The organism is Halomonas sp. MES3-P3E (assembly GCF_002836035.1).
GTDB lineage: Bacteria > Pseudomonadota > Gammaproteobacteria > Pseudomonadales > Halomonadaceae > Vreelandella > Vreelandella arctica.
In genome coordinates this window covers 1-19,023 of record NZ_PJBT01000187.1, presented here as the reverse complement: position 1 = coordinate 19,023, position 19,023 = coordinate 1, and the positions used below count along the sequence as shown (strand labels likewise).

Genomic DNA, 19,023 nt, shown 5'->3' with positions numbered 1-19,023 from the left:
AATGACCGATCAAGCGAACCAATTGCGGCCAAGCCCCATTTCCGCCACCGTTGATTTTGATGCCGATGGCGTGCAACACGGCTTTTTAAAACTGCCCATCTCCACTGACGAATCCGCCTGGGGCGCGGTGATGATTCCGGTGACCGTGGTCAAGAACGGCGACGGCCCCACGGCGCTGCTGACCGGCGGCAACCACGGCGATGAGTACGAAGGCATCACCTCGCTGCTGAAGCTCTCTTCGACGCTTAAAGCAGAAGACGTAACAGGGCGGGTGATTATCGTCCCATGCATGAACACCCCAGCCGTTATGGCGGGCAAGCGCACCTCGCCGATGGATAAGGGTAACCTCAACCGCAGCTTTCCCGGCGACCCCAATGGCAGCGTCACGCCGCAGATTGCCGACTACTTTACCCGCGTGCTGGTGCCGATGAGTGATGTGGTGCTTGATCTGCACTCTGGCGGCCGTACGCTGGATATTCTGCCGTTTGGTGCGTCTCACGTACTGGATGACAAAGCGCAGCAGCAGTCCGCTCTGGAAGGTGCCAAAGCGTTCGGCGCCCCCTACGCCATGGTGATGTTTGAGCTGGATGCGGAAAAGCTCTTCGATACCGCCTGCGAGCGCCAGGGCAAAGTGTTTGTGGCCACAGAGCTTGGCGGCGGCGGCACGTCGACTCCCTTAAGTATCGCCATTGCCGAACGCGGCGTGCGCAATTTCCTGATTCACTACGGGCTAGTCAAAGGCGAAGTCGAAATGCCCGCAGGCGGGCAGATGTATCTCGATATGCCCGACGCTAGCTGCTATGTGCAGAGTCAGCACTCCGGCGTGTTGGAGCTGCTGGTGGCGCTGGGCGACGAGGTGAAAAAAGGCCAGACGATTGCCTATGTGTATGACATGACGCGCAGTGGCACTGCACCAGTGGCCTACAAAGCCGAGCGCGATGGCATCTTAATGGCCCGCCGTGCGCCCTCGCTCATCAATATGGGGGACACCCTGGCGGTGATTGCCGATGTTGTCGAACGCCTGGAGGCGTAACCCCCGGCATGATGAAACTTGACCGTTACGATCTGAAAATCCTCGATATCCTCTCCCGCGATGGGCGGATCACTAAATCGAAGCTGGCCGAGGCGATCAACCTCTCGGTCAGCCCCTGCTGGGAGCGGGTAAAACGCCTGGAAAAGGCCGGTGTTATCGAAGGCTACACCGCACGTATCAATGCAGACGTGCTGGTGCCGCGCAATCCCGTCTGGGTGCAGATCGAACTTAAGCAACACAATGCCGAAAGCTTCTCTCGTTTTGAGGCCTTAGTGATGCAAACTCCCGAAGTCACCGAGTGCGTGGCAGTGGGGGGCGGCGTCGATTATCTGGTGAAGTTTGAAGCGCGTACGATCGATAGCTACCAGCGCCTGATGGATAAGTGGCTGGTGTCCGAAGCCGGTATCGAGCGCTACTTCACCTATATCGTCACCAAAACCGTCAAGCGTGTGCCGATCGGTATTGATACCGAGGTTTAGGCGGCAAGCTACTTCGCGTTAACTGCATTAAAGAGATAAACCGGACACTGAGGAAGGGCGCTACCCGTCGCATATGAGCCGAAGCGCACCCGGTTGCGCCCCTCGCGTTTGGCTTCATAAAGCGCAATATCGGCCGCTTTTATCAAGCTTTCGAGTTCTGCTTCAGGGTCGAATGGCCCGGTACAGACCCCCACGCTGACGGTTACTTTACCCTCCTGAGTAGTCTGGTGGGGAATAGCCAAATTGGCGACTTGATGGCGAATGTTTTCCGCAAGAGCAAGAGCGCATCGTGGTCTTGGACTATATTCTGAACGTAAAATAAGGAACTCTTCGCCGCCAAAACGGCACACTACATCATCCGCGTCGCAGGCGGTGCGAATCGCGCTGGCAACGGCGCGCAGACAGCGATCCCCTTCGGAGTGGCCATAGTAGTCGTTAAAGGTTTTGAAATAGTCCACATCGACAATAATGACCGCCAGGTAGCTTTGCCTGGGGGGTTGTTGTTGAAGCTCAGCGGCATGACGGTCAAGGGCCCGGCGATTGGCAAGCCCTGTTAACGGATCCACATGGGAAATTTTTTCAAGCTCGGCATTGCGTGCGGCTAACTCTTCGCGCAGCGTTTCGACGCTCACGTTTTCCAAGTAGAGCCGCAGTGATTCTGCGCAAAAACGGTAATTGGCTAATAACGTTAATACCAGCACGGGGACACTAAGCGCCAAATGGTTCGCTACATAGCCGCTGTCGGCCCCAGCTAAAAAACCTATCGTGGCATACAAGCATGCGAATACAAACAGTGAGCCGTAGAAGCTGTATTCAAAAGGCGGCATGAGAACAATGGTCAGCACCATAAGAAACACCAGGCCCGCGTAAAAATACCCCAACACTTGCGGGTTCTCGGAGCCAAGCAGGACGGCACACCACGCCACGGTAGCAAGGCATACCACCAACACGGCCGCCAGCTCTTTTCGGCGTATAGAAACAGGGCGCTTGTAATAGGCAAAGAGCATGATAGTGGGTGGGCCAACGATGAGGGCGCGCAGTAACACCGAGCGGATAGCGACATCGGGTAGCAAGAAAATATCGACCAACGTGTAAGAAAAATAGAACAGTGCCAGCAGTAAAGTGTGCAAATGCAGTGACCGCAGCCGCACATCGTGGCGGTCTATATCGTACTTATGACGTACCGACATGGTGCCGATACATTGTGAGAGCTGCTGGTAATAAGAAAGTCGAAACACGGACACCCTCTCAAAGTTCTTCAAACAATGCCTTAATCACATCGCTATAGCTTGATAGCTAATTTTAATAAAGAGAAACCAAGCTTAACCGAGAAATTACCTGTGTGGGGCTGAAATATTTATTCGCAACAATTGTTTAATTTTGTCTGTCTGAGTCGCGCTGTCGTCTCAAAGCGTTAAATGAATGCTGCACCAAAAAAAAGAACTGCCAAATGCCCTCTGACAAAAAAAGTCGCGTGATAAACCTCGGTTTTCAAAAACACTTCGTGGCGCCTCTCCGTTAACCTATGTGCATTCGATGGCAAGGCTAATGAGCGCTTGCTGACAATGCCACACAGTTATTGCAGCGCTCGGTTAGCCAGACTGCATTTGAGGGAGGTTTCCATGACCACACTATCGACCACGCTTGCCAAGCGCCTGGAAGATCCGCGTCTGTTCCGGCAGTACGCCTACGTGAACGGTAAATGGACCCATGGGGAAGGCGGTCGCGAAGAAGCGGTGTATGACCCCGCCACCAATGAAGCCATTGGCCATATCCCATTGCTGGAAGCCGAGCAGATCACTGCCGCTGTGGATGCAGCAGAAGCGGCGTTTGTACACTGGCGGGCACTGCGCGCTGATGAACGCTGCGAGCGTTTGCTGGCTTGGTACGACCTGATTCAAGCCAACCGTGAAGACCTCGCCACCATCATGACGCTGGAGCAGGGCAAGCCACTGCCCGATGCTCGCGGTGAAGTCGAGTACGGTGCCAGCTTCGTGCGCTGGTTCGCGGAAGAGGGCAAGCGTACCTACGGCGAAACTATTCCCAGTCATATCCCGAATGCGTCACTCGGCACCATTAAAGAGCCGGTCGGCATTGCCGCGATGATTACCCCGTGGAACTTTCCGCTGGCGATGATCACCCGCAAGGCCGCCGCAGCACTGGCAGCGGGTTGCCCGGTGATTGTGAAGCCTGCCAACGAAACGCCGTTCTCGGCGCTGGCGCTGGCGGAGCTTGCCGAGCGGGCAGGGATTCCGGCAGGGATTTTCAACGTCGTGCTGGGCGACCCGGCGGAAGTCTCAAAAATTCTTTGCGGCGAGTCGCGTATTCGTGCGCTCTCCTTCACCGGCTCCACCCGCGTGGGCCGCTTGCTGATCGAGCAGAGCGCTAATACCGTTAAGCGACTCTCTTTGGAGTTGGGTGGCAACGCGCCGTTTATCGTTGGGCCGGATATGGACCCGAAGCAGGCCGCCTACGCAGCAGTCGATGCCAAGTTCCAAACCGCCGGGCAGGACTGCCTAGCCGCCAACCGAATTTTGGTACACGAATCCATTCATGATGAGTTCGTCGAGCAGTTCGCCGAGCGCATGGCGGCACTCACCGTGGGGAATGGCCTTCAGGGTGAAATTGACCTGGGCCCGCTGATTCACCGTCAGGCGGTGGAAAAAGCCGCCGCGATTGTCGATGACGCCATTTCCAAAGGCGCCAAGATGATTGGCGGAGACCAAAGCCAGGCGCCCGGTGAGAACTTCTTTATGCCGGTGATGCTGACCGGCGTAACGCCAAAAATGAAGGTATGGCGGGAAGAGAACTTCGCTCCGGTAGCCGGGATTACCGCTTACAGCACCGATGACGAAGTGATCGAAATGGCCAACGACACCGAGTACGGCCTGGCCGCGTACATCTACACCCACGATATCCGCCGTATCTGGAAGCTGATGCGCGCACTGGAATACGGCATGGTCAGCGTTAACTCCGTCAAAATGACCGGCCCGCCGGTACCCTTTGGCGGCGTGAAGCAGTCCGGCCTTGGCCGTGAAGGTGGCGCCACGGGTATCGATGAATATCTGGAAACGAAGTATTACTGCCTGGGCGCGCTGGGATCAGTTTCTGGTAGCTAACATCCACATTATCGCCCGGAGTGTCGGGCGATAAGCAGAATTAAAACGTTAATCGCTCAAACAATTAGGTGCCTACAGCGGCCATCCAGAGCCGGTTTTGTAGGAGCCAGACTTGTCGGGCGATACGTCCTTTATAGATAAGAGAGAACGCTATGAGCTTGCATCAGGATTTGATCGAACGCGATCGTAAAGTCACTTTCCACGCCTCTACCCACCTGCGCGATTTCGCCCACGGCGACCTGCCGGGCCGCGTGATTACCGGCGGTAAAGGCATCAACATCGTGGATAAGGATGGTCGTGAATTTATCGACGGCTTTGCCGGGCTTTACTGCGTCAACATCGGCTATGGCCGCACCGAAGTCGCTGAGGCAATCTACAAGCAAGCGCTAGAGCTCTCCTACTACCATACCTACGTAGGCCACTCTAACGAGCCGCAGATCGAGCTTTCCGAACGCATTCTGAAGATCGCGGGCATGAACATGTCCAAGGTCTACTACGGCATGTCCGGTTCAGACGCCAACGAAACCCAGCTCAAGATCGTGCGCTACTACAACAACGTACTGGGTCGCCCGCAGAAGAAAAAGGTCATCTCGCGTATGCGTGGTTACCACGGTTCCGGTATCGCCTCTGGCTCGCTGACCGGTCTGAAAGCGTTCCACGATCACTTCGATCTGCCGATTGACACCATTCGCCATACCGAAGCGCCGCACTATTACCTGCGTGCCGCTGAGCAGCACGGCATGACCGAGCTTGAGTTCTCTGCCTATTGCGCCGAGAAACTCGAAGCGATGATTTTGGAAGAAGGCCCGGATACCGTCGCCGCCTTTATCGGCGAGCCCGTGCTGGGTACGGGCGGTATCGTACCGCCGCCGGAAGGCTACTGGGATGCCATCCAAGCCGTGCTGGCGAAGTATGACGTGCTGCTGATTGCCGATGAAGTGGTGTGTGGCTTTGGCCGTACCGGTTCTGATTTCGGCAGCCATCACTACAACATGAAGCCTGACCTGGTCACCATCGCCAAAGGCTTAACCAGCGCCTACCAACCGCTTTCCGGCGTGATTGTCGGTGAGAAAGTGTGGCAAGTGCTTGAGCAAGGCACCGGCGAATACGGCCCCATCGGCCACGGCTGGACTTACTCCGGTCACGCACTGGGTTGTGCGGCTGGCCTTGCTAACCTGGATATCATCGAGCGTGAAAATCTGGTGGGCAACGCCGCTGAAACCGGTGCTTACTTCCAGCAGCAGCTAAAAGCTAACTTTGAAGGTCATCCGCTATTGGGCGACGTGCGCGGTGTAGGCCTGATGGCAGCGCTGGAGTTCTCGCCAGACGCCAAGCAGCGCCTGCACTTCGACCCAGCGCTGAAAGTCGGCCCGCGTGTTGCGGCAGCCGCGATGGAAGAGAACCTGATTGCACGCGCCATGCCCCAAGGCGACATTCTCGGCTTTGCACCGCCGCTGACCATTAACCGGGGTGAAGTGGACGAAATGATTGGCCGCGCCAAACGCGCCATTGATCGCGTGACTGATGAGCTAGTGCGCTCCGGCGACCTTAAAACCGGCCAGCAGGAGGCTGCCTTTACGGTTTAATCACCTATATTAGCCTTTTGAGCGCCGCTGCCTGTGCAGCGGCGCTTTTGTTTTTGTAGGCCACGACTATGCTGAATACAGTTGTTAGCCAATTGATAGTAAAGGAGAGGCCCACGATGCAGCCGGTATTAGCCTTCGATGTTTACGGCACGCTGATTGATACCCAGGGAGTGACCGTTGAGCTGGAACGACGCTTGGCCGATGCTTCCAAAGCAGGCGAATTTGCCCGCCGCTGGCGGGAGAAGCAGCTTGAATACAGCTTCCGCCACGGCCTGATGGGCGCCTATGTGCCCTTTTCTGAATGTACCCGCGAAGCGCTGGTCTTTATCGACCGGGCGCTACAAACCGGCCTTTCCGATAACGATCACGATCACTTGATGGCGGTGTATGGTGAGCTACCTGCGTTTGACGATGTCGTGCCCGCCTTGGATCAACTGCGCGATGCGGGCATCCGCTGTGTGGCGTTCTCAAATGGCACTGCCGATGCCGTCTCGACGCTACTGACGCGTGCGGGCGTTGAGAGCCATATGGATGACGTCATTAGCGCGGATGAAGTCAAGCGCTTCAAACCGGACCCCGCCGTGTATTCCCATTTGCGCAGCCGCCTGGAAGCCCGCCCAGAACACACCTGGCTAATTTCCAGCAATCCCTTTGATGTGATTGGAGCTACCCATGCCGGGTTACGCAGCGCCTGGATACGGCGTAATTCGGATGCGCCGTTTGACCCCTGGGGCATTGAGCCCGATATGACGGTCACTGATTTAGGCGCATTGGCCGAACGCATTATTCGCTAGGTTGTGAACCTGCGTAGACAAGCCGCATAATGACGCACGCTTAACGACTTAGGATATGAGCATGTCAGAAAAAATTTACTGTGTTGCCGGCTTTAAACCCAAACCAGGCAAGGAAGAAGCCGTATTTAAAGCACTTCAGACCCTAGAACCGAATACGCACCGGGAAGATGCTTGCATTCACTACACGGTAACGCGCCAGATTGACAACCCCTTTGCCCAGGGCACCGGTTATCCGATCGTGTTTCATGAAATTTGGGCCAGTCGTGAAGAGTTTGAAGCGCACTGCCAGCGTAAAGAGATTCAAGACTTCTTCGCCAAGCACGTTGAGTCACCAGATGGCGATATTGAAGATGCCAACGTGTGTGTTTACACCGATGAGCCATGGAATTTTGACGCGCCCAAGGTGTAAGCGAAATGGTTTAAGCGAAAAGTTTTAAGTAAAAAGGAGCTAACATGACCGATAAAAAGATGAACGTCGAAAGCTTTAACCTGGATCATACCAAGGTAAAAGCCCCATACGTACGTTTAGCCGACATCAAAGAAGGCCAGAACGGCGACCGTATCCACAAGTACGACCTGCGGATCTGCCAGCCCAATAAAGATCACATGGAAATGCCAGCGCTGCACTCCCTTGAGCACTTGATGGCTGAACTGTCGCGCAATCACACTGATAAAGTGGTCGATATCAGCCCCATGGGCTGCCAAACCGGCTTCTATATCGCGATGATCAATCACGACGACTATGACGGCGTGCTGACGATCATCGAACAAACGCTCAACGATGTGCTGGTCGCTACCGAAGTACCTGCCTGCAATGAAATGCAGTGCGGCTGGGCCGCCAGCCACAGCCTGGAAGGTGCCCAGGAACTGGCCCGCAACCTGCTGGCCAAGCGCAACGAGTGGACGGAAGTGTTCGCATAAGCGTTATGTAACCGCACGAACGACGCGCGAACGTATTAATAAAGTAAGAAGCCGAACGCCTCCTGGGTATACGCCCAGGAGGCTTTTTTATTGTCGGTGCATTAACGGATGGAAAACGCCAAACAACGGTGACATGCTGGCACAACGTACGCATTTTCCACGGGTGAGGCATTAACATGTTATTGGACACATGGCTTTTATACCTGATCGCCTGCATTGGTCTATCGCTTTCGCCAGGGCCAAACGGCCTGTTAGCGCTGACCCACGGCGCCATGCATGGCAGCCGTAAAACCCTATTTACCATTGTTGGCGGTGCGACAGGGTTTATGCTGATTATTGCCCTATGCATGTTTGGGATCGGTGCACTGCTTAAATCATCGGTGGTATGGCTGACCGTGCTGAAATGGGTCGGTGGGGCCTATCTTATTTGGTTGGGTATTCAAGTGTGGCGTTCGCCGCCAATTACGGGCGACATTGATATTAATGCAAGCCGAGCGAGCGGGTGGCACCTGTATCGCCAAGGCGTATTGGCATCGATTACCAACCCCAAAGTACTACTGTTCTTTAGCGCCTTCCTACCTCAGTTTATCGACCCCCAAGGCAGTTTGATGCTGCAATTCTTCGTGCTGGCAGGCACCTTTGTGGCTATCGAATGCATCGTGGAAGGCTTGCTCGCCAATATGGCCAACCGCATTCGTCACTGGTTAAAACGCGTCGGCCGCGGATTCAACCGCACCTGCGGCGGTATCTTTGTTGCTATCGGGGCTGCGTTGCCGTTAAGGGCTTAGCGTTGTTCATCCTGATCGGTGACTGTCATTAACATTTATGCAGCCTCTCTTAACTGACATACCTAGCCCATAGACGCGAGCCTCCTGCTGACTGTCCTTGTTATCTTCTGACAACAGCAATAATCGTTCATTAAAGATGATAGCTTCTGCTTCGGACATGACACATATGGATATCTTTATGTTTGCGGCCATTGAAAAAATGCCGTCACCTTCTCAAATGCTTGCTATCAACGGCAGCACTAAAATACATCGAGCGCTGATGAGCTATTTAGCGCGCCACTATCGATGATCTTTCGGCAGAGGCTCAGAAACGTTTTTCGTTCTAAGTCTGTCAGCGCGCCGAATACCTCTTCTTGACGCCGAACCACCTTATTTTCGATCTCCGAAAGCAAGGCGGCGCCTTCGGCGGTAGGAAAAAGTTGCTTAGCGCGCGTGTCATTATTATCTACTTCACGTTTGATCAGGCAACGATCCTCAAGCAGTTTGATTGCCCTGCTGATCGAGTTCTGTGGTCGCGGGAAGAGGAGTTGTACGTCTTTTGCGAGAATGCCTGGAAAATAGCTGACTGCATAAAGCGTTGACCACGCATTTACTGGCATATCATAGTTTTTTTCGATAAAACGGCTAGTTACTTGGTTATTAGCCAGTACGATGTGGCTCATTGCCATTAGATAGCACAGATCTGAGGAGAAGGTCTCCTCAAGCATTGATAACCTTTTGTCAGTCATCCTTGATACCTCTTTCAACGGTATACATACCACCATCCTGTTGCAATATAAATCCATATGGATCTATATTGAGTTTTAGCGCGCAGCATATTACAAGTTTAAAGCTACTTAGCGGGCTGCGTTCAAACCGGAAAAAGGGGTTCTCATGTCACAACTCGCAGCCTTCGCAATACTCGCGTTCATTCTTTATATCGGCGATGTGGCCGCTTTACGTACCAAATCAAAGCTGCCTTCAGTTTTTGTATGTGCCGTTTTATTTCTAATTGGCTATTGGACTTTTTTTCCCGCAAATATAGTTGAGATCGCGGGCATTCCAACACCTGTGGTTTATCTCGCTATATACCTGCTTATTACCAACATGGGCACTTTGCTGTCGATCGATGAATTGAAGCGGCAATGGCGAACGGTCGTCATTGCACTTTGCGGGATCGCTGGTATAGCAGCAATTCTATTCACTGTGGGACGGCTTTTTCTTGATTACCAAACAGTAATTGTAGCAACTCCTCCACTAACAGGCGGCATTGTGTCGTCACTGATCATGTCGCAAGCAGCTTCTGAGGCCGGACTTGAGAGCCTCGCGGTGCTTGCTATATTGATATATGTGATGCAGGGCTTCATTGGCTATCCGTTAACGTCGCTGATGCTTCAGCGAGAAGGACGTCGCGTTCTCAACCTTTATCGGGCTGGACAATGGGTAGTCACTGACGATGCTGCAACCGGTTCGACATTGGGCGAAAATCCTCTGCCGCGCCTCTTCCAGAAGATGCCACCTGCCTACAACACGGTGTACTTCAAACTTTTCCGGCTAGGAGTTGTTGCCTTTCTGGCGTGGGGCGTGGCTCAACTAATTCAACCTCTTTTCGAAATAAGCCCCTTTGTACTTTGTTTGATTGGTGGTGTACTCGCATCCTCCTTTGGCTTTCTCGAACGCCAGCCACTGCAGTCGGCGAACTCTTTCGGCTTTGTCATCATGGTCTTGATGCTGTTCATTTTTGGTGGTCTCAACCGGGCAACACCTGAAATGCTGCTTGATCTCGCTGGCCCAATGTTCGGTGCGATCATTATCGGCATCGCTGGCATGTACATTTTTTCCTACGTGGCGGGCAAACTTTTGGGAATGACGCCGGCCATGGCTTTTGCCTGTTCACTGACAGCGCTCTATGGGTTCCCCGCGGACTACGTTATTACTAACGAGGTGGTAAACACGCTTACCGACGATGAGAAAGAGCGCGCAGCCCTTTCCGCACATATGATGCCTTCCATGCTGGTCGCCGGATTTGTCACGGTGACTATGGTATCCGTTGTTATAGCAGGTATTTTTACAGGATTGATCTAATGACACAGCAGCATATTAACGAATTCCGAGTTCAGGATATGATCGAGTGTATCGCACGGTTCACATCGACACCTGGTAAAGGAACTACTCGCCTTACCTACAGCGCAGAGCACAGGGATGTACGAGATTATCTGCTGGGGAAAATGAAAGAGGCGGGACTGCAGACGAGGGAAGATGCCGTCGGAAATCTTTTTGGGCGAATTGAAGGCAAAAACCCGGCCCTTCCACCCGTGTTAGTGGGGTCGCACTTCGACTCCGTTCCGAACGGCGGTAACTTTGATGGCCCCGCGGGGGTAATCGCTGGGCTTGAAACAGCTTTTGTTTTTCAAGAACTTGGCCTGAAACCAGAACGATCTGTCGAGATTATTGCGATGATTGAGGAGGAGGGTGGTCGTTTCGGTAGTGGGCTATTGGGTTCTCGTCTTCTGACGGGCCAGGTCAAACAGCAGGAACTGTATGAACTGAAAGATCAAAACGGCATATCCGTTGCACAGGCAATGTCAGAGTTTGGGCTGGATCCTTCAAGGTCTGACGAAGTGGCGCTGTCAGCAGGTTCTCTCCACGCCTTTCTGGAGCTGCACATTGAGCAGGGGCCGGTTCTTGAACAAAACCAGGAAGACATCGGCATTGTCACCGAGGTTGTCTCGCTGTCACAGATTGAGGTGACCGTGATTGGTGCGGCGGGCCATGCGGGAACGACTCCAATGAATGCCCGAAAAGATGCGATGGTCGGGGCAGCAGCTGTTATCGCTCGGATTCCTGATATCGTTATAGAGGTGGATAAGGCAGCTGTTGGCACTGTCGGGCGTATAGTAGCTCAACCGGGTGGTGCGAACGTCATTCCTAATAGTGTCTCTTTCAGCGTTGATATCCGGTCGCCGCAGGCGGAAAACGTTGCCGAGATCAAGGGCAAGCTTCGCACAGAGTTGAAGCAACTTCTGGATGACGGTCTTACGTTCGAGATCAACGAAAAGATAACCATTCCGTCCACGCCAATGGCCAAAGAGATTCAGGAACAGTTCGCTAAAGATGCCGATGCCAGTGGAATAAAGCGGCGTTGGATGCCCAGTGGCGCAGGGCATGACGCTATGATCTTGTCGAAAATAACGCAGACGGGATTGATCTTCGTCCCGAGCCGCGATGGTATCTCTCATGCACCTGAGGAATGGACTGACTACGATAAGCTTGCGAAGGGGATTGAGGTGATTTTCCGAACCGCAAAAGCTCTCTCTGAGTGAAATAAACGATCAGAAACTTAGGCTTGGCTTGGCTCCTTCATAGTCTTTCTCTCTCATGTACTAGATCGCAAAATATATTGGCTATCTAAACGGGTATATTTTTTTAGAGTCCATAAGTATCGGCTGCGTAGCACGTAGCCGAGAAACTTTAGTTCACGCAGCATAAAAGCAGCAATATCGTTAAGATGCCTGTCGTTCTATACAACAGGCTCTGCGACTGCCTTGAGAATATTGTATTGCCCTAGTTGCTCGGGAAGTACGCGCGCGGTGTATTGGTTTTCTATCTCACGGCAAATTTCTTGATAAGCGCGTAGTTTAGGGCCTTTGTGTACGTTAGGTGTTTGGCTGATAAACACCATGTCATCAGGAGCATTTTCAGACATTTTCAGTCGGCGTAAATGCGCCAGCCATTTATCTCCTTTTTCAATAATTCGGCTAGCGTCTTCTAGATCGAAGCTGATGGGTTTAATTGCCTGGCGTATACGCGCACCTTCCTGCCAAACAAATGGCAATTTTACGCGAACAATATCATTACCCAGCGTTTGCTCTGTGTATCTGCGATTCAGTGATCTAAGCCAATGCGTAACGTTTTTAGTGAGCTGTTCTTCTGGTGTAGCTATGTGTTTGAAATCATGATGAACATAGCGATTGAATAGCTCGTCAAGGGCAGCCACTGGGTCTTTTGCAGCGAGTGTGCCTGGATTGCTGAAGCGGAACATAGCTTCGCGCGGTTCTACCAATTCATTGAAAATGCGCAATTGCACATCCAATTGACCTTTATGGCGGTTGGCTAAATCAACCGTACGCTTCAGTTCAGTCACGAAATATTGGCGTGCTTGAGTAAACACCTTTGCTGGCAATTTATCGAAAAAATGAGTGATGCGTTTTCGTGAAACAGTTTCGACACGCTGAAGAAACTCGCCATTATTGCAGAGCATGATGATCCCCAGGTTCGCGAACTCACCTGTATCGAGATAGGGCTGAAAGCGCAGTACCGCGTAATTACAAATAATTGCGCTCATATCAAGCTCCAGAAGGACGGATCGCGTAAACGTACTAACAAATTAAAGCGCTCTGCTAACGTGGGCTGTATCTCAGAGGTCTCGTCGTCTATATCTCGGTAGAGCCACTCTAAAGGTATTAAATCAGTGATCATATCCCAATCATTCAGTGCAGCGTCAAGCACCGCTTCGTGGCGTGCGCGTATTTCGAGGTCTGCAAAGCGTTCACGTTGGTGACTAAATACATGATTTTCAAAATTACCTGTGTGGTCTATGGGGTCAAAAGCTAAATTATGATCTATGACCACCAAACCACTTACAGCGCTCCATAGTAGATTTACATTGCCTCCCTGGCTGCTTAAACATCGATCTTCATTATTAACCCAAATATCAAACAGTAAGAGACGCTGCTGGGTACCTTCGTCGATCTCTCCTATTAACGAGAAGAGTAAGTCTTGGCTGTGGGGAGCTACCTTAGACGCAAAGGCCATTCCTCCCTCTAGATCCCCTGCACGTGGTTCTGTTGAAAAGTCCAACATGCCCGTTGGAAAACGCATTAAGGCGTACTCAGCAACAGGCAATTCACAGCGTCGTGCTAATTCAGAACAAATGAGTTCAGATACCAGTGACTGTTGGCCAACGCCATTGACGCCTTTCACAACATATTGATCATTATTTGCATCACGTATGATAAATGGCTTTGTGCGCCCTTGGGTCGATTGGCGCAGAATTTCCTTAGCCTCTACTACGTAAGGTCTTTTCATATCACCTCACCAATCGCCATTGCTCGCCTTCTTGCTGGGCTTGGCCGAGGGCGGCTAGGGCGGAGAGTACCTCGTTTACGCCTTTTACCGGTTTGCGTTTGAACTGGGCTGCCAGGCTTTCGGCGCTGTGTGGGCTGGCGGCGAGCATATCTCGTAGTTGAGTGACTTGGCTGGCCAAGTCTTTGGGCCATGCTGCTTTGGTTTTTTCAGCGGTGAGTGTTTCGCTTGCCGTCGTAGCGCTTTTTAGCTCGGTTTGGGTGGGCGCTGCTTCTTCCGGCGCTTGGTACTCCGGGCGTAGCCAACGTACTTTTCCTTGGGCTTCTTCGGCGACGCGCTGCTTGTTAAGCGCTACTAAGCGCATTAACAGCTCCTCTTCAGCCTCTGCCTGGGCAGCGGGTTTGTCCGGCAGCGGCGTGGTGGCGCCGGGTAGGCCGACTAGCTCTTTTGCCAAGTCATCCCAGCCGTAGACGTTAAAAACTGCTTTGTCTAAAGCATCGTGGTCGGCGAGCAGGGTGCTGACTAAGCCTTGCTGATTGATGGTTTGCTCTTTGGCGTTGAGTTCTTCCCCGGCGCGCAATTTTTCCATCACGTTGTACATGCCGGTGAGCGTCAGCGTTGGGTACTCGGCCTGTTGGCGTTTGCGGTGGGCGTCGATCTGCTCGGCCAGTTGGCCGATCTTCGACGCCTGCTCGTCGGTAAGATCAGGAAAGGGAAAGGTCTCGAAGCAGCGGGTGTTGTTATAGCGGGGATCGTTGCCAACCCCAAGTCTACCGCCTGAATGTAAAGCCCAGAGAGCATGTGTCCGAGAACTGAGGCAAGCTAAAATCCATGTTTTATCCGTAGCAAAAGCTATTAAACCTTGGTCGGGTAGAGTTGGAGATCTTAGTGTTGTGAAAAGTCTATGCTTGGATGTCATCACCGTGACTATGAAGCTATTTAATAGTTTTGTTGAACTGCGAAACCTCGGTTGGTTCTCAGCAAATAGCCACCACTTCTCCCTTCTTGATTTTCTGGAGTCTTGGTCTCTTTTAGGCTTGACTTTTTCAAGTAGCCACTGATATGCATGAGGATAATTTTCCTTTGCAAAATGTTTTTCTAATCCAAAAAAGTCGATAGCAAACAAATTCCTTGGCGAAGATGTTATATCTTTACCGTTCATTATCGGTTTTATTATTTTCTCCATTTCGGTTGTTTCTAAGTGTAGAGCAGGGATATCTTCTCGGCTTATGATGAATCCATCACCCATAAAAACAACCCCTCTATTGCTAAGAAGTTTGTTTGCGTGTAATAGTTTTGCCCCCGCCACATCCGCCCCAATCGTTAAATCAGCAAACACCTTACCTTCGCGGCGGCTAAGCGCCACGCTATGGGCTTCACGATTCTCTTCGCTGCTTTCATTGGTGACTTGCTGCAAAAGCCCTGGTGCTTCGCCAGCGCGGCCCACGGTCATGGCGATGCGCACGGCGGCACCGTCGTTGCCATCTACCCAGGGGTGGTCGGGTATGGCAAAGGTGAGCGACAGTTGCTTTTTGGCATCGCTTAAGTGCGGTTCTAATACGCGGCGGTTAAAGGTTTGGCGCAGGCTGTTGGTGGTAATAAAACCAAATTGCTGGGCGTTGCCAGTGCGGACCGCTTCAGCGGCAATATGCCACCAGTACATCACAAAATCGGCGGATTCCGGCACGGTGCCTTTATACACTGAGCGGACAGCATCAACATAGCCATCGCCCAGGGCGCGGCGCATGGTAGAGGCGCCAATGAACGGCGGGTTGCCGACAATATAATCCGCCTCTGGCCACTCTGCGCGCCTGGGGTTGTGGTAGCGGTAAACGTCAGTACGGCCGCTTTCATCGGGGATCAGCTCGCCCGTGGCGGGGCTTTTCTTCATGCTGATGCCGTCCCAGACGGTGACTTTCTCTCCATGTTCGTCCAAGAGCAGCTCTTTGCTGTCGTATTCAATTAGCGCATCACGCTCTTCGATATTGTGGAAGTCTTTCAGAATCGGTTCGGGCAGATCGAGGCTGCCGTGAATACGGTAGTGCCACTGCAGATAACCAATCCATAGCACGATTTCGGCAATGGCGGCGGCGCGGGGGTTAATTTCCATGCCGAGGAACTGCTGGGGCGAGACGGTTAGCCCTTCGGCGTCCAGGCTGTCTTGCCCACCGCTCAGGTCGGCAATCAGGTTTAATACCTCGCCTTCAAGGCGCTTCATGTGTTCCAGGGCGACATATAAGAAGTTGGCGCTGCCGCAGGCGGGGTCAAGCACCCGTATTTGGCACAGCTTGTGGTGAAAAGCGCGCAGGCTTTCCAACGCTTTGTCGATTTTGCCTTTTTGGTTGTGGGCTTCCGCCACCACTTGCGCAGTGGCCCATTCGCGGCGTAGTGGTTCAATCAGGGTAGGCATTACCAGCCGCTCTACATAGGCGCGGGGCGTGTAATGGGCTCCTAATTTGTGGCGTTCGCGGGGGTCTAGGGCGCGCTCCAGCAGCGTGCCGAAAATAGCGGGCTCTACAAACCGCCAGTCGGCTTTGGCCGCATCAATAAGCAGCTGAATCTGTTCTGCATTAAGTGGAATCGGGTCGATACCTTTAAACAAGCCGCCGTTAAAACGCATAATTTTGGCGGTGAGCACGCCGCTAAAACCGCCGCTGTTCATGCTTTCCCACAGCGAGCCGATGGCGTCAGTAAAGTGTTCAGGGGTTGCTTTCATGCGCTCTAAAAACGTGGTGAAACTGCCTTTGGGCAGTAGCTCCACGTCTTCACTGAACATGGTGAACAGGCAGCGCTTCAAAAAATGCGCCACGCGGTCGACTTCATAGCCATCGGCTTCTAGCGTTTTCGCTAAGGTAGCAAGCTTGCCGCTGACCTCGCGAGTGACGCGGGCAGCGTATTGGCTCGGGTCTAGCGTATCGGGTGCTTCCCATAGCGCTTTAAGGCGTTGCTGAATGTCTGGCTGGCGTAAGTCTTCCAGCTTAATGCGGTAATTACGCGGATCTGGAAAGGGGACATAGGTGCCGCCGGAGCGCGAAAACTCAGAGTAGAGTGCCAGCGTGCGGCCAACATCCGTGACTAAAATAAACGCTGGGCGGCCTTCTTTAGCGGGCAGGGCGCGTACATATTGGTCGGCTTGGTTATAAGCCGCCTGCATGGCTTTATCCCAGCCTTTGGTTTCTAGCCCTTTGCCGGTTTGCTTGGCTTCCAGTACAAACGCGCCGCGCTTGTAGAGGTCGATAAAGCCGCGATTTTCGCTGCCATCAGGGTTTTGAATATCTACCCGGCGCTCAAAGGTGTAGGCGTTTTCGCTGTTATCTTTGCTGGCGGGGTCGGGCGTGGGGAGTTCAAGCAGTGTGCACAGTTCTGAAAGGAAGAGCTGATAGTTGGCCTTTTCGGTGCCGGTGGTGCCTTTCCAGCGCTCGATAAAGCTATCAACAGCGGCAGGCGTGGCAACCGCAACGGGCGAATCGAACATCAGTAAATATCCTTTCAGGCATGTTTATCTAAACTAGTTAAGCTGGGTTAGATAATAGCATGCTTAAAAGCGATAAAAGGAGGTTGATGTGTAAAGGGTGCACTTCCTTGTGCATGAAATCGGTTTGGCTAAATATGCGTATCGGCGGCGAGTTGTTCGATAGAGGTGGCGACATTGCGGGCGTCGTGAAGAATCTTATTCACAATGGTATCAATCTCACTAACGCTGGACTGGCTGGCTTTGCCCTGCTGAATCACTTGCTGCATGGATTGAGTCGTACGTTCTACCAAGCTGCTGTTGTCTTTAAGTACCTGGGTGATTTGCGCTACCGCCTCGGTGGCGCCTTTGGCGAGTTGGCGTACCTCGTTTGCCACCACGGCAAAGCCACGGCCTTGTTCGCCCGCACGGGCGGCTTCTACGGCAGCGTTCAGCGAGAGGAGGTTGGTTTGGTTGGCAATTTTTGCGATGGATTCGGTGATTTTTTGAATACCTTGTGACTGCTTATGCAATTCATCAATCAGTGCTTGCGCTTGGACTAGCGTTTGCGCGGCCTGTGCGGCGCCTTTCACCATCTCATCTAAATGACCCAGGCTTTCTTTAGCGGTTTGCTCAATTTGCGACGTACTGCTTTGTGCTGAGCTTATCGTACCTGTCGTGGCGGTGGCTTTTTCAACCAAAGGCGTAATATTACTGGCGAATTTAACAACGGCTATGACGTTACCGTCTTCATCCTCAACAGGGTTATACGTCGCTTCAAGCCATACGGTTTTGCCCTGTGCATCAACCCGTTCAAAGCGGCCTTTTTTGAATTCACCGCTGGCAAGATTCTGCCAAAAGTTGGGTTGCTGGCGATAAAAATCAGGTCGGCAAAACATAGAGTGATGTTTGCCGATCAGTGCCTCTTTGCGATAACCCATTACTTTTTCAAAGTTTGGGTTTACATCCAGGATGTCGCCTTCTGGCGTAAACTCAATCACGGCCGTGGAGCGGTGCAGGGCATGCAACAGCGAATCTTGGTGTTTAGCTGCTTGGTGGCTTTTAGTAACTTCGTTCGCTACTTTAAGAATTTGAGTTACTTTACCCATACGTGTGCATATTGGCAGGTAGGTTGCTTCAAGCCACACCTCTTCTCCATCTTCTTTAAAACGGCGAAAGCGCCCATGGTGGCTTTTACCAGCGGCAAGCGACAGCCAAAATTTTTGATACTCTGGGCGTTGTGTTTCGGCGGCATCGCAGAATATACGGTGATGTTGCCCTTTAATTTCCTGTAACCGAGCACCCATTACCTCTAAAAACGATTGGCTAGCGTGCTTGATTACCCCTTGTGGCGTAAAGAAAATACAGGCCGTATGATTTAGTAATGCTTTATAGAGTGATGCGTTAAAAAAGGTATTGTACATTTTGCCTTCTCTGTATTTAGTTAAATAATACTGGGAGCACAGGCACAAGGGGAGGCACCTAAGTGAAAAGAGGCTTTATCATCAAGCGAGATTAATTTTTATTAACTGCATCCTTATTGATGAATCTTAACTCATTTTTAATAATATAGTTCTCTTTACACTAGGTTTGTAACCATTCAAATGTGAACAAAAGTTAACTATGAAAGGCGCACGCGATGGGGGCGGTGTAAGAGGCCAACTGATGGTTTCTACTGCTTTGGTGATAGCTGATATTGACATTCGGCCGCCTTACCCCTATAAACGCGAAATAATCCATCACCCTAGGCCCTCATGTTCCTCTTAATCACGATTGCTACCCTTTCAA

16 protein-coding genes are annotated in these 19,023 nt (G+C 52.2%); 10 read left to right on the top strand and 6 right to left on the bottom strand.

Going from position 1 to position 19,023, the window contains the following annotated elements:
• Position 1: 1 nt before the first annotated feature.
• Positions 2-1,033 carry a N(2)-acetyl-L-2,4-diaminobutanoate deacetylase DoeB gene (gene doeB / locus CXF87_RS16840; protein WP_101147454.1) on the top strand — a complete coding sequence of 344 codons (1,032 nt, stop codon included), beginning with the start codon at positions 2-4 and terminating at the stop codon, positions 1,031-1,033.
• Between the two features lie 8 nt (positions 1,034-1,041).
• Positions 1,042-1,512 (top strand): Lrp/AsnC family transcriptional regulator, encoded by a 471-nt coding sequence (locus tag CXF87_RS16835; protein ID WP_008956062.1) that lies wholly within the window; start codon positions 1,042-1,044, stop codon positions 1,510-1,512.
• 8 nt (positions 1,513-1,520) lie between these two features.
• Here the strand turns inward: CXF87_RS16835 and CXF87_RS16830 are convergent, their stop codons facing one another.
• A complete protein-coding gene (locus CXF87_RS16830; protein ID WP_101147453.1) occupies positions 1,521-2,750 on the bottom strand; it encodes a GGDEF domain-containing protein in 1,230 nt (409 codons plus the stop codon).
• A gap of 384 nt (positions 2,751-3,134) precedes the next feature.
• Between CXF87_RS16830 and CXF87_RS16825 the strand changes: the two genes are divergently transcribed.
• From CXF87_RS16825 to CXF87_RS16800, 6 genes are all read left to right on the top strand, one after another.
• The gene (locus CXF87_RS16825; protein ID WP_008956291.1) at positions 3,135-4,631 is read left to right on the top strand and encodes an NAD-dependent succinate-semialdehyde dehydrogenase; all 1,497 of its coding nucleotides are present in this window, start codon (positions 3,135-3,137) and stop codon (positions 4,629-4,631) included.
• Between the two features lie 152 nt (positions 4,632-4,783).
• A complete protein-coding gene (locus tag CXF87_RS16820) occupies positions 4,784-6,217 on the top strand; it encodes an aspartate aminotransferase family protein (RefSeq protein ID WP_101147452.1) in 1,434 nt (477 codons plus the stop codon).
• Between the two features lie 116 nt (positions 6,218-6,333).
• Positions 6,334-7,011: a haloacid dehalogenase type II gene (locus CXF87_RS16815; protein WP_101147451.1), complete on the top strand. Its 678-nt coding sequence runs from the start codon at positions 6,334-6,336 to the stop codon at positions 7,009-7,011.
• Between the two features lie 61 nt (positions 7,012-7,072).
• Positions 7,073-7,420, top strand: a complete 348-nt coding sequence (locus tag CXF87_RS16810) for a putative quinol monooxygenase (RefSeq protein ID WP_008956294.1) — start codon at positions 7,073-7,075, stop codon at positions 7,418-7,420.
• Between the two features lie 44 nt (positions 7,421-7,464).
• Positions 7,465-7,932 (top strand): S-ribosylhomocysteine lyase, encoded by a 468-nt coding sequence (locus tag CXF87_RS16805; RefSeq protein ID WP_101147450.1) that lies wholly within the window; start codon positions 7,465-7,467, stop codon positions 7,930-7,932.
• Positions 7,933-8,108: 176 nt separating this feature from the next.
• Positions 8,109-8,720, top strand: coding sequence for a LysE family translocator (locus CXF87_RS16800; RefSeq protein WP_035559052.1), 612 nt, complete (start codon positions 8,109-8,111; stop codon positions 8,718-8,720).
• Between the two features lie 239 nt (positions 8,721-8,959).
• Here the strand turns inward: CXF87_RS16800 and CXF87_RS16790 are convergent, their stop codons facing one another.
• On the bottom strand, positions 8,960-9,448 hold the full coding sequence (locus CXF87_RS16790) for a MarR family winged helix-turn-helix transcriptional regulator (RefSeq protein ID WP_101147448.1): 489 nt from the start codon (positions 9,446-9,448) through the stop codon (positions 8,960-8,962).
• A gap of 145 nt (positions 9,449-9,593) precedes the next feature.
• Between CXF87_RS16790 and CXF87_RS16785 the strand changes: the two genes are divergently transcribed.
• Both CXF87_RS16785 and CXF87_RS16780 read left to right on the top strand, forming a co-directional pair.
• Positions 9,594-10,784, top strand: a complete 1,191-nt coding sequence (locus CXF87_RS16785; RefSeq protein ID WP_101147447.1) for a hypothetical protein — start codon at positions 9,594-9,596, stop codon at positions 10,782-10,784.
• Positions 10,784-12,022: a Zn-dependent hydrolase gene (locus tag CXF87_RS16780; protein WP_101147446.1), complete on the top strand. Its 1,239-nt coding sequence runs from the start codon at positions 10,784-10,786 to the stop codon at positions 12,020-12,022. Before CXF87_RS16785 ends, CXF87_RS16780 begins: the two co-directional genes overlap by 1 nt.
• Before the next feature lie 197 nt (positions 12,023-12,219).
• Here CXF87_RS16780 and CXF87_RS16775 read toward each other — a convergent pair whose 3' ends face one another.
• The 4 genes from CXF87_RS16775 to CXF87_RS16760 form a co-directional block, all read right to left on the bottom strand.
• On the bottom strand, positions 12,220-13,044 hold the full coding sequence (locus tag CXF87_RS16775) for a DUF3037 domain-containing protein (protein ID WP_101147445.1): 825 nt from the start codon (positions 13,042-13,044) through the stop codon (positions 12,220-12,222).
• The gene (locus tag CXF87_RS16770; RefSeq protein ID WP_101147444.1) at positions 13,041-13,787 is read right to left on the bottom strand and encodes a HipA family kinase; all 747 of its coding nucleotides are present in this window, start codon (positions 13,785-13,787) and stop codon (positions 13,041-13,043) included. Before CXF87_RS16770 ends, CXF87_RS16775 begins: the two co-directional genes overlap by 4 nt.
• Before the next feature lies 1 nt (position 13,788).
• Positions 13,789-17,259 carry a class I SAM-dependent DNA methyltransferase gene (locus CXF87_RS16765; protein ID WP_101147443.1) on the bottom strand — a complete coding sequence of 1,157 codons (3,471 nt, stop codon included), beginning with the start codon at positions 17,257-17,259 and terminating at the stop codon, positions 13,789-13,791.
• Positions 17,260-17,387: 128 nt separating this feature from the next.
• The gene (locus CXF87_RS16760; RefSeq protein WP_101147442.1) at positions 17,388-18,659 is read right to left on the bottom strand and encodes a methyl-accepting chemotaxis protein; all 1,272 of its coding nucleotides are present in this window, start codon (positions 18,657-18,659) and stop codon (positions 17,388-17,390) included.
• Between the last annotated feature and the right edge of the window lie 364 nt (positions 18,660-19,023).